At 60.4% G+C, this 11,376-nt stretch carries 11 protein-coding genes and 1 pseudogene; 4 read left to right on the top strand and 8 right to left on the bottom strand.

Features of this window, described 5'->3' with window-relative positions; all coding sequences use genetic code 11:
* Window positions 1–364, top strand: a 364-nt coding sequence (locus CDQ92_RS21750; RefSeq protein WP_229667633.1) for a hypothetical protein, incomplete at its 5' end; no start/stop codon positions are given.
* 3 nt (window positions 365–367) lie between these two features.
* Window positions 368–1,035, top strand: a pseudogene (locus tag CDQ92_RS22035) (IS110 family RNA-guided transposase); the annotation flags it as partial.
* 481 nt (window positions 1,036–1,516) lie between these two features.
* On the opposite strand, the gene CDQ92_RS19100 reads toward CDQ92_RS22035, so the two are convergent.
* Together CDQ92_RS19100 and CDQ92_RS19095 are read right to left on the bottom strand one after the other, a co-directional pair.
* Complete coding sequence (locus tag CDQ92_RS19100) at window positions 1,517–2,548, bottom strand: IS110 family RNA-guided transposase (protein ID WP_088443756.1); 1,032 nt, start codon at window positions 2,546–2,548, stop codon at window positions 1,517–1,519.
* 118 nt (window positions 2,549–2,666) lie between these two features.
* The gene (locus CDQ92_RS19095) at window positions 2,667–3,716 is read right to left on the bottom strand and encodes a hypothetical protein (protein WP_144035833.1); all 1,050 of its coding nucleotides are present in this window, start codon (window positions 3,714–3,716) and stop codon (window positions 2,667–2,669) included.
* On the opposite strand from CDQ92_RS19095, the gene CDQ92_RS21735 reads away from it, so the two are divergent.
* Window positions 3,715–3,888, top strand: a complete 174-nt coding sequence (locus tag CDQ92_RS21735) for a hypothetical protein (RefSeq protein ID WP_229667629.1) — start codon at window positions 3,715–3,717, stop codon at window positions 3,886–3,888. The genes CDQ92_RS19095 and CDQ92_RS21735 overlap by 2 nt on opposite strands.
* Here the strand turns inward: CDQ92_RS21735 and CDQ92_RS19090 are convergent.
* The 6 genes from CDQ92_RS19090 to CDQ92_RS19065 form a co-directional block, all read right to left on the bottom strand.
* Window positions 3,864–5,039, bottom strand: coding sequence for an MBOAT family O-acyltransferase (locus CDQ92_RS19090; protein ID WP_088443753.1), 1,176 nt, complete (start codon window positions 5,037–5,039; stop codon window positions 3,864–3,866). The two genes, CDQ92_RS21735 and CDQ92_RS19090, sit on opposite strands and share 25 nt — an antisense overlap.
* 9 nt (window positions 5,040–5,048) lie before the next feature.
* Window positions 5,049–5,573: a GNAT family N-acetyltransferase gene (locus CDQ92_RS19085; protein WP_158213904.1), complete on the bottom strand. Its 525-nt coding sequence runs from the start codon at window positions 5,571–5,573 to the stop codon at window positions 5,049–5,051.
* A 50-nt stretch (window positions 5,574–5,623) separates the two neighbouring features.
* Complete coding sequence (locus CDQ92_RS19080; protein WP_229667628.1) at window positions 5,624–5,866, bottom strand: acyl carrier protein; 243 nt, start codon at window positions 5,864–5,866, stop codon at window positions 5,624–5,626.
* Window positions 5,863–7,086 (bottom strand): class-II aminoacyl-tRNA synthetase family protein, encoded by a 1,224-nt coding sequence (locus CDQ92_RS19075; protein ID WP_088443748.1) that lies wholly within the window; start codon window positions 7,084–7,086, stop codon window positions 5,863–5,865. The genes CDQ92_RS19080 and CDQ92_RS19075 overlap by 4 nt, the downstream gene beginning before the upstream one ends.
* 63 nt (window positions 7,087–7,149) lie before the next feature.
* Window positions 7,150–8,319, bottom strand: coding sequence for a nucleotide sugar dehydrogenase (locus CDQ92_RS19070; protein ID WP_088443800.1), 1,170 nt, complete (start codon window positions 8,317–8,319; stop codon window positions 7,150–7,152).
* Between the two features lie 153 nt (window positions 8,320–8,472).
* Window positions 8,473–9,639: a DegT/DnrJ/EryC1/StrS family aminotransferase gene (locus CDQ92_RS19065; RefSeq protein ID WP_088443746.1), complete on the bottom strand. Its 1,167-nt coding sequence runs from the start codon at window positions 9,637–9,639 to the stop codon at window positions 8,473–8,475.
* Window positions 9,640–9,879: 240 nt separating this feature from the next.
* Between CDQ92_RS19065 and CDQ92_RS19060 the strand changes: the two genes are divergently transcribed.
* On the top strand, window positions 9,880–11,196 hold the full coding sequence (locus tag CDQ92_RS19060) for a lipopolysaccharide biosynthesis protein (protein WP_144035832.1): 1,317 nt from the start codon (window positions 9,880–9,882) through the stop codon (window positions 11,194–11,196).
* Window positions 11,197–11,376: the final 180 nt, after the last annotated feature.

Below are 11,376 nucleotides of genomic sequence, written 5' to 3'. Positions count from 1 at the left end.
TCGGAATGCTGCGCATGATCAAATCGGAATCGTGCGCAGCTTCAAATCGGAATGCTGCGCGAGATCACGTCGGAATGCTGCGCACGATCAAATCGGAACACTGCGCGCGATGACCTCGGAATCCGCAATCGCGGCCTGTGCGGCGGGCAATCGCAGTTACCGACAGCCCCTGCCGGTGCAGCTCCAATATCATCATGGCTTCTCCAAGTCGGATCATCGGCGTCGCCTCCTGTCGGGAGACCTTCTCGCGCCAATTTTTGCGTTCCCCAAAGAGCCGGGGTTAACCCCGGCTCTTTGGGGAACCAGGACCAACAATCAGGGAATTTTCAAAGCCCACTTTTGCGGAGAATTACACGCCCACTGACAGGTGTTCCGGACTCGTGACCTGCTGGTGCGGCAACGTACCCAGCTGATCAATGCCATCCGAGGCCATCTGACCGAATATGGCTGGGTAGCGCCCAAAGGCCCGTCGCACGTCGCGATGCTCGGCGATCTGCTTGAGGACGAGATGGGCTCGTCGCTACCCGAGGCAGCCAGGGCGATGTTCCGCACGATGCTCGACCTGCTGGAGGAGCTGAACGAGAAGATCGGCGAACTCGACAAGGAGATTACGCGGCGGGCTCGTGAGGATGCCGTTGCCAGGCGGCTGATAACGATCCCTGGGGTGGACCGATTACGGCCACCGCATTGGCGGCTCTGGCACCGCCGGCAGAAACCTTCACCAAGGGACGGGACTTTGCGGCGTGGCTAGGGCTGGCTCCAAGGCAGATGTCGACGGGCGGCAAGCAGAAGCTGGGCTCGATATCCAAAATGGGCGAGCGCACACTGCGGCGATTGCTCATCATAGGTTGCAGTGCGGTGGTCCTGCAGGCCAGCAAGCGAGGCGCGCCTAAGGGCTCATGGCTAGAGCAGATGATGGCGAGGAAACCGCGCACGCTGGTCACGGTTGCCCTTGCCAACAAGACAGCGCGGATCATCTGGGCCGTGCTTGTGAAGGAAGAGGATTACAGAGCTCCGGTCGCAGCCGCGGCGTAAGCCAAGGCGGACCAGAGGTCGCCGGAAGGCGTAGTCGGTCGAAGGAGAGTATGGCACAACAGTCGGCGAGACGGGGCCGGAAGAACCAGGGCTAACCACCGTGCCGCGAGCACGCTGTGAGTGATGTGGTTCCGGTCCGCGAACTCCCATACGGGCCCGCAGCCTCCGATGCTGCATCAGAGGCCGGACAGATGGCAGCATCCGACTACGTGAACTACCTCCAAAAACTGCTTGCGTCTTTTGGGGCGTTCTCTAATCGCGCCTCCCTCGTCAAGCCTGCTTCTTCGTCGCTTTCCGGGTCATGGTTCTCTCCGCGGTCGGCAAATACCGCCGCAACATCTGGTCCGGTTGGAAAAGCGCGAGTGCTGCAAGGTCCACAACGGGCTTGCGTCACAGTGACGTGCCCATGGCCCCTAAAGCGCAGTCACCCGCACCTCGCCCGAGGCGACAAGTTCATCCGCCTGGGGGATGATCTGATAAACTATTGCGCGGCGGTCTCAGGCTCCCAGCGGAACGGCTCGCCCGATCGCCATATGCTGTGCAGGATCACCGATAGCTTGCGTGCGAGAGCTATACGCGCCTTGCCCGGCCCCGAGCGCTCGGCGATCGCCAGTGCCCAGTCCTTCAAAGGCAACGAGCGCTTGACCCTGTGCAAGATCACGACCGCTGCCTCATACATGAGCGTTCGCGCCAAGGCATCGCCGCAGCGGGAGATCCGCCCGCTTCGATCGATCTCTCCCGACTGGTAGCGTCTGGGCGTCAGACCGAGGTGAGCACCGACAGCTCGAGAACGCGAGAACCGTGCCGGGTCCTCGATGGTGCTGACGAATGCGAGCGCCGATAGTGCCCCAATGCCCGGAACGCTCATCAGCAGCCGGCAGGTCGGGTCAGCCTTGACGCGGCGCTGGATGGCGACGTCGAAACCGGCAATCTGCTCACGCAAATGTCTCCATGACACCAGCAGCGGTTGCACTATCGCAGCCACTTCGGGCGAATTTTCCATGGCATGCTCAACGCGTCGATCGAACCGCATACCTCGCTCACTCCCGGGCAAGATGCCGAAGGTCTTCAGAACACCTCGTATCATGTTGGCAAGCCGCGTTCGCATACCCACCAGCTGAGCTCTGGCTCCAAGAAGCGATCGCGCCTGATGAGCTTCAAGCGACTTGACGTGCACCGCCCGATACCAGCCCGTTCGCACTACCTGCGCTAGGCCTTCTGCATCGTTGTGGTCCGTCTTGTTCAATCGCATCTGCAGCGCTGACTTCACACGGCGCGCATCGAGACAATCGACTTGGAGGCCTGAAGCTCGCAAGCCATGCACCAGCCAGGGCGTCATTGCACCGGTCTCCACTCCAACCTTTGCATCAGATCCAGCGTGCTTGGAAACCAGCGTAGAGATCTGCTTGGGGTGCGTGGGGCAGTCGCCTCTCCAGATGCGCGTGCCTTCAGCATCAACCACGCATATTGCAGTAGTCTTCTGCGAAACGTCCAATCCTACAGAATGCGGCATCGAATCCTCCAGTGTTGCTTACCACCGGGCAAAGCGCCCAGATCGCAACACTATCGACAATCCGACTCGGCGCCGCGATTACCCGAGGTCCACAGATGGTTATCGGGTAAGCTAGTAGCTAGCCTCCCGGATACAACGCGACACATTCCGAGGCGGACGGGTCATCGCCATGAACGAGCGCTGTCGCCAGCGCTTTCGACAAGGCTAAGCGGCCCCGCGCGTTGAGATGGCCCTCATCGTGGAAATAGATGGATGAGTTGACCGCCGAACAATCGATGAGCCGGATCCTTGACCGGTAAGGCGCGATCGCCGCGCGAAAAGAGGGATCGGCAACGCGCGACGCCCGTTCGAGGATCGGCGACTGCGGCAGAATGACGATCGTCGTATCGTCGCTCACCCGCGACAAAGTGTTCAGCGTCGCAGCGAGGCTCTCCTTTTCCTTTCGTCCGCCATAGCGGGCCGGATCGTAATATTCGCGGTTGCGCGCGACCAGCGCGGCGCGCTGCGTCGCCAATATGTCGGTCTTTCCGGCGTAGAGATACGGCTGCGGAGAGTCGAGTTCGCCCGCGAAATAGGCCAAGCGCGACAAGGGAAGCGCCTCTCCGCCAGCGACCCTCCATGCCCAAATATGCTGCCGCAATACCCGGTTGATCTGCTTCCCCTGCGGTTTCAGTGGGAGGACCAGCCCCGCCGCAACGCGCGGCCCTTCGCGAGTCAAAAAGGGCGAATAGGACAGCGCGGCTAGATCGTCCCAGCCGAGCAGCGCCAGATAATCGTCCGTCACGATCTGGGGCGGGCCGTTCGAGAACATGTTCCAGCTGTTCATCGCCAATATGGTGCAGCGCGGACGAACCCCATGCGCGGCAAGCAGCCGCGCCTGCAGTTCGAACACCATATTATTGCCGCCCGTCGTCGCGGCATTCAGGAACATCAGCTTAGGATCGACCGACGACAGAATCAATGGGTCCAGAGCCTCGCGCGCCGCCGAATTGCCCAGGATGACGCAAGCGCCGCGCGCGTCGGTACGCAGCGCGACCATCGCTCCGCCGAAATGCGATCCGGGCGTCCAGCTGAAGCTGTGCCGATAGCTGTCGCGAAGCTCGGGCCAGAGCGCCGTACGCAGCAGTTGCGAGAATGCGGCGACAATCAGCAGCAATGCGATCAACATGGCCGATGCTTTCGCCGCCTCGCGCAAACCGGCCATGGCGTCAAAACCCTCCGTAAACGAAAGCGCCGGTATCCGACTGCGTCATGACCACCACAGCCGCGAGCATCGCAAGGCAGGCGAGCGAGCGAGCAAGAACGACAAGAATCCTCATCGATCATTCCCCACCATTTGAGTCATCGCGGTGAGGTGCAGCATCGCGATCACGGTGAAAGTCACATAAACCGGACCCAGCCAGCGTGCGGCGACGACGACGCGGGGATGCCGCTGACAGAAGGGTCGCCAGAACTGGTCCTGCACGACCTTCTCGATCGACAACAGGATGCCGAACAGTATTCCCCATACCAGAAAGTCTAGGGTAAACCGATGCCAGACACCAGCGAAAGTGAAGGCACATACCAGCCCCGCGGTCGCCGTCGCGACCGGAAACGCGCCCCCAGTCCGGCGCATCAACGCCAACTGAATCGGGAAATAGAGATTACGTTTCAGCCAGTCACCCAGCGAGATGTGCCATCGCGTCCAAAAATCGGTGAGGCTGGTCGCCAAGAACGGCCAACGAAAATTGCGGGGGGTCGGCACGCCGATCAAGCGGCCGATACCGAGAGCAACGGCCGAGTAACCCGCGAAGTCGAGGAAAATATAAACGAAGGTCACCGCGCTGCTCGCCAGCGTGCCCGTCGGCCAGTCGCCGTTCGCTCCCACGACCCAAAGGCGCAACAATTCGGCCAACACGAACTTCATGAACAGGCCGGCGACGATGGTTTCCACGCCGCGTGCGAACTCGCCTGTTGAAGGCGCCTTGGGCGCATCGCCACCCCCGAAGGCTACATGCGGCGCATAAGCATTGATCGGGCCGGCCGGCATCATGAAGAATGGCGCGAGAAAGCCCGACAGGGCCAGCGGGTCGATCAGGCGCATGCCGCCGCGGACGGCGTTCAGCATATCCAATGCACGAAGGGCAAAATAAGAATAGGCGATCAACTCCAATCCCCTCGCGGCGGCGAGAGTCGGACCGGCGAGGCTTCCCCCGATACCCAGCTCGAACAGCAGCTTGTGCAGCGCGAGCAACAGGATCAGCCCAGCGAGCGTCGTGGCAAATGCGATAGCGCCGACGCGTTCGGGCAGGCGCTCGACTGCCCAGGCCGCGAACCAGAGCAGCACCGACAGGACCGACACCGATGCCGCAACTCGCCATCCCAGGATAATGGCAAGGCCTGCCAGATTCAGCAGACCGTACCAGGTTCCGGTCCGCATCAATGGCAACCGGATCGCGACAAAGACAACGGCCGCCGCGAGCCAAAAATTGAGGTTGAGCTGGATCAGCAACGGCCGTGCTCAGCGTCGCAGGACAAAGGATCTGAACGGTAAATCCGCATCGTCGGCACGAACGAAGCCCCCGCGCAGATAGAAACGTATCGCGCGTTCATTGTCGCGATGAACATGCAGCCCGATCGGCATCGATAACGGCTGATCCGCTCCGATCGATGACAGAAGCGTTTCCGCCAGTCCCGTTCCTCTGTATACGGGGGTGACCGCGATCCGCGCCAGATAGAAGGCATCGGATGGGATTGGTGTTACATCTGCAGCCTGTGCGCCGGCCGCGACCAGAATGGCTTCGCTCTCCTCGACCTCGGCCCGCAGCAGATGGAACAGGCTGGCCTGCTGCCGCGCCCGCATCTCGTCCGCTGGATAGCCGACGATCAACGCGGCAACGCGCCCATTGACCATCATCGCCTGCCCTGCCCCGAGTTCAGTGGCCGGATCGCATGCCTCGTCGGCAAGAATAGCGCGAAGCCTGTCCTCCGGAATGGAAAGCCGGTTATAATAGGGCGCGAGCGCCTCATGCGCGAGGCTGGCCACAGCCAGCCGAGCGTCCGTTCCGATGGTCGCCGCCCCGACCAGGCCGTAGGTCATTGCAGCTTCTGCGCAATCATCGCCGCAAGATCGCCTAGATTGTCGAACGACGAAATCTCGGCCGTCCGAAACTTGATCCCGAACCCCTTTTCGACGGCGAGAATGAACCGGATGTGCGCAAGGCTATCCCATCCGGGAACGTCGGAAGCGGTCGTCTCGACCGTCACCGGCAGCGCTCCATCTTTGAACTGTGTCCGCAGCACCGCGGTCAGTTGATCCCAGATCGCCATGTCGTTCATGCTTTTTCCTGCTCACTGAAACCGCCGCGAGGAACGTGCGAAGAGAGAATGTCGCGCACGGTCGCGGGCCAATGATCGCGGTCGATCCCATGCTGCGCGACGAAGGCGAGCGCAAGCCGTTCATAGCCGACCCCGAAACATCCGGTGCACGCATGATCGCCATGATGATCACGAATAGCGAGCGTGCGTCCGAAGAAGTTGCGATGGCTGTTCTGCGACGCGATGGCGATGGAGTGGCCGGAATAGGGAAGCGGCGCGCGAACCTCATATTTCAACTCGAACGCCGCCTGATAGGCGGCCTGATCGCGATAGGTGCCGACGAAAAACGGGTCGTTCGCGGTCATGATGGCATAGCTCAGATCGAGGTCCGCCAGCACCTCCTCGAACGCTTCGCGCGCGCGGTTGATGCCAGCTTCGACGAAATCTTCGTCGCCGACGAAAATCAGCTCGCGCATCGTGAAGTTCCAGACGCGCTCGAGCGCGTTCATGTTGCGCGATTCATACCGGAAACAATGGCCGAACGCCGTCGCGACGAAGCCCGTCTCGTCGATACGTGTGCCCTCCAGCATGTGATAGAGATGATGACATATCGTCGGCGACAGCATCGCTTTTGGTGCCGCCATCACCGCGGGGTCAACCTTGATGATCGGGCCGCAACAATGCGCTTCGCGGGCGAAGCGGTCGATATCTTCGACATTCGCATTCAAATGGCTGACAAACGCCAGGCTGTGCGGAAAGTTTTTGAAATACTGGACTTTTTCGAGATACGAAGAGGAGATGAGCGCGGGAAAGCGATAAGGAGCGGCGCCTTGTTCCTTGGCAATGCCGGTCAATCGCACTTCGAGATAGTCCATAACGCCGGTCAGCAACGGACCGATCGCGAAAAACCCCTCCCCCTCTTGCACCACTTCGCGGCGTGCAAGAAGGTCGGGCATCGGATCGTCGGAAAAGCGCATCGCGCCGCGGCGTTCCGACAGGGTCCGGATATCCGGAATGAATGCGTCATCGCACATCGATGTCACAAGTGCCTGCGCCTTGGCTTCGAGCGCGTCGCGTTCGTCCGAGGAAAGCGCTTGGGAAGCAACCGCATCGATTGCCGTGCCGGCTGCATTGAGCAGCGCGCTGCTCAGCCGATTGTCCAGAAAAGCGAGTTTGGACTGCACGTCGCCGTGAAGCGGAGGCGGCACGGCTTCGGTCAGCGCGATATGAACCTTCTGCACCAGAACTAACCCCTTACACCCGCGCGACGATCTTGGCTCTGGCCGCCGACAAGGTGTCTTGATTCAAGAATCGACGCCGAACAGATCCCGGCTGTAAACCTTGTCGGCAACATCGGACAATTCGGGCGTGACGCGATTGGCGATGATGACGTCGGCTTCTTGATTGAAAGCATCCAAATCGTGGACGATGCGCGAATTGAACAGCGCAGATTCTTCGATGAGGGGCTCGTAGACGATGACCTCCACCCCTTTCGCCTTGAGGCGTTTCATCACGCCAAGAATGCTGCTTGCGCGAAAATTGTCCGATCCGGCCTTCATCGCCAGACGGTGGATACCGACAACGCGGGGATTACGCTTCAGCACCTCGGACGCGACAAAATCCTTGCGGGTCGTGTTCGATGACACGATCGCCTGGATCAGATTTTGCGGCACATCCTTGTAGTTCGCCAGCATCTGCTTGGTATCTTTAGGAAGGCAATAGCCACCATAACCGAAGGACGGATTGTTATAGAACATCCCGATCCGCGGATCTAGGCAGACACCCTCGATAATCTGCCGGGAAGCGGCCCCATGCGCGGCGGCATAGGTATCGAGTTCGTTGAAAAAAGCGACCCGCATCGCGAGGTAGGTATTCGCGAATAGCTTGATTGCTTCGGCTTCGATGTTTCCCGTCTGCAGGATCGATGCTTCGGGTTTGAGCGATGCGTCGAGCAGCAGCCGTGCGAAATCAATCGCGCGCGGATGCGTATTGCCGACGATGATCCGCGACGGGTGAAGATTGTCGAATAACGCACGGCCTTCGCGCAGAAATTCGGGCGAAAAGACCACGGCGTCGGTGCCGCGTTCGGCGCGGATCCGGTCGGTGAAGCCCACCGGCACCGTCGATTTGACGATGATCAGCGCATTCGGCGCCATCGCCAGCGCGTCACCGATGACCGCTTCCACCGTGCTGGTGTTAAAGTAGTTGGTTTCGGGATCATAGTCGGTCGGAGTCGCCACGAGGACGAAATCGGCGTCGCGATAGGCAGCCTCCCGGTCGACCGTCGCGACCAGGTCCAAATTGCGGTTCGCCAGATACTCCTCGATCTCCGCATCGCCGATCGGCGATACGCGGGCGTTAATCTGCGCGACCTTCCGTTTATTGACGTCCAGCGCCACCACATGATTGCGCTGGGCAAGCAGGACAGCGTTGGAAATTCCGACATAGCCAGTGCCCACGACCGCAATCTTCACGGATGTGTTGCGTTCGCTGCTATTCTGCCCGTTGGGGATCGACAATGCTTTTCCTAGCTTTGCTGGTATTTGCCCCACCCCTAGCAAGCCTCAGGTGGCGGCTCAACTTGATCGGCATCATTTACGCCGTTGCTTTATTTTCAGGACAGAAGACTATCGCCTCGCGCGGGTCAAAACCGCTGAGACGGTTGCGCAGACATGATCGATTTCTTCGCCGGTCAGCGTGGGATGAACAAGGAACATCAGGCTGGTTTCGCCGAGCAGGCGCGCGGTGGGCAAACGTTCCTCCGGGCGCCATCCGGTGCCGTCGAACGCCTTTTCGAGGTATATCTCGGAACAGGTCCCGTGCAGCAACGGCGCGCCCGCGGCGTTGACTTCGGTGACGATGCGGTCGCGGTCCCAACCGTCCGCCAGCGCGTCCGTGTTCACATAGGCATAAAGCCTGTAAAAGGCGTGCGTGAAGCGTTCCGGATCGGGCAACGGGCAGCGGACAATGTCTGCAAAGGGGGCCAGCGCCGCGGCGATCCGCGTCGCGTTCGCGGTTCGCTTCGCGGTCCAGTCGGGCATGTATCCAAGCTGGAGCGCGCCGATCGCTGCCTGCATCTCCAGCATGCGCCAGTTCGTCCCAAATCCCTCGTGGACCCAGCGAAAACCGGGTGCATGCGCGCGGTTGTAAACGGCGTCCCAGCTCTTGCCATGATCCTTGAACGACCACATTGCGCTCCACAGATCGGGATCGTCGGTCGTAACCATACCCCCCTCGCCGCCGGTGGTCATGACCTTGTCCTGGCAAAAAGACCAGGCGCCGACGTCGCCGAAACCGCCGACCATCTTGCCGTCGATCCGCGCGCCATGCGCCTGCGCGCAGTCTTCGATCACGTAAATGCCGCGCGACCGCGCGAGCGCCATGATGTCGGGCATATCGCAAGGCCATCCCCCGATATGCACCGGAATGATCGCCTTCGTCCGCTCGGTCAGCACCGCCTCGATCGTCGCCGCGCTCAGATTCCCGCTGTCGGGATCGACGTCGGCAAACACCGGCGTCGCGCCTGCGTTCACGACGGTGGAGACCGATGCCATGAAACTGCGCGGGGTCACGATAACCTCGTCGGCTGGCTTCACTCCCAGGCAATGCAAAGGCAAATCGAGAGCAACCGTCCCGTTCGTCAACGCAATCGCATGCGCGCTTTCGGCCCATCCCGCAAAGGCGCGTTCGAACTCGCGACCGCGCTGTCCGGTCCAGTAATTGACTTTGTTGGATGCCAGCGTTGCTGCCACGGCGTCAACTTCTTCGGGCGTAAAGGAGGGCCAAGGGCTCATGAGTATCTTCCGGGGGACTGAGGGCCCGGCCCTTCGCACGGACGGCCAAAGCTGTCAAACCGCCGCTTGCCGCCCTCCATCGCCTTGGAAATGGTCGTAGAACGCACACGCTTTTGCGTCCGGAAGCGGCCCCGTCATATCCCAAGTGAGTTTACTTTTCGCATCCGGAACCTAAAGGACGCCAGGCATGCCACGCTTCCTTCCCTGTTTTTTTTGCGGTTGCACGCATGGTGAAGGTATATGATTACCCGCTTGCTAGGCACGATGCGCCGGATCGCCACCGATAGATTTGCCGTCGGCTCCGCAATTATGGCCGGCGCCATTGTATTAGGGAACGCCCTCAGCTTTTTGGCGCTACCCTTTCTGGCCAGGCTTTATACGCCCGAAGCGTTCGGCATTTTCGGGTTCGTTATATCCTGGATCACCATCTTGGGCGTGCTGATGACGCTCCGGTTTGAATCGATCATTCCGATTACCAACTCCACCTCGGCCGCCGCGGCCCTCGCGCGGCGATCGATCAACCGTAGTGTGTTCTTTGCCCTTCTGCTGGTTCTGGCGCTCGCCATAGCGACCATGGCCGGTGCCATTCGGGGGAGCATTGGCCCGATCGAATTGCTGACCGGTATCGGGGGCGCTTTCGCCGCAAGCTATTTCGCGATCGGCAGATCGCTGCACCAGCGCCTCGACAGATATAGCGTGATCGCGTCGTCAACGATCGTTCGCTCGGTGGTTTTTGCGGGCGGCGCGTTGCTTCTTGCCCTGCTCCCTCACCGCCTGGGACTGTCAGGCGGCGCTGCGCTGCTGCTCGCCAGCATGTTGTCGTTCCTTGTCCCGGCGGCCATCTATCACCTGACGGTCGACGGGCTGTTCCGCACATCGCTGCTCCCCGGCCGTGCGCTTAAAGAGAGCAAATCCAATTTTTCGGACTCTGCGCTCAGCAAGGTGTCGCTCACGTTCGTCCTCTCGCAGACCAGTTTCCAGTTTCCCCTTTGGATCGCCATGTTTCTGTTCGGATCGGCAGCCACCGGATGGGTGACCATGAGTTACAGGCTCGCAATGTTTCCCTCGGACATATTGTGCGGTTCGGTCGCTTTGGTCCTGGCACGGCGGATTGCCGACAGTATTTCGCACCACCCGGACCGAATCGCCGCTGACCGACGGCATCTCGCGCTATTCCTGATCGCGAATTTCTTCCTGTTCGGATTGCTGGGCCTCCTGATCTGGATCGGAGCCGGGCCGCTCCTGGGACCCGAATGGGCTGAAGCGGCGCCGGTGATGGGCATGCTCGCCGCGCTCGGGCTGTCATTCACGATCCAGCCGTCGGTCATTCAGGTGTTCAGCCTGTTGAAGCGCGAACGAGAGATTCTTGCCATCACGATTGCGCATGTCGCTTTGATGTTGTTAGGCGCGGTGGCGATATGGCTCTTTGACGCAGACCTCATGTCTGCAGCCATTGGGTTGACGGTGCTGGAAATATTATTGTCGGTGGCCTTGACCTATTTTGCCCTGATAATGACGAAAGCCGTTTCGGATCAGACTGGAATCTCCGATCGATGACCAATGTCTCGCCGAAATATTCGACCGATGTGGCCGTGCAGGATGGGCGACCAAGCCAACCCGGACTTTTCGAGCTTCTGGGCTTTCTGCTGGCAGCCTTCGCGGTAGTTGCGCTGTCGCCATCGACCGTCGACTATCTCTTCCTTTCTTTCACGACGATCAAGGCGCCCGTCGGCACTT

Source organism: Sphingopyxis bauzanensis, from assembly GCF_002205675.1.
Classification (GTDB): domain Bacteria; phylum Pseudomonadota; class Alphaproteobacteria; order Sphingomonadales; family Sphingomonadaceae; genus Sphingopyxis; species Sphingopyxis bauzanensis.
The sequence above is the reverse complement of the archived record's forward strand: the minus strand, read 5'-3'. Positions and strand labels throughout refer to the sequence as shown.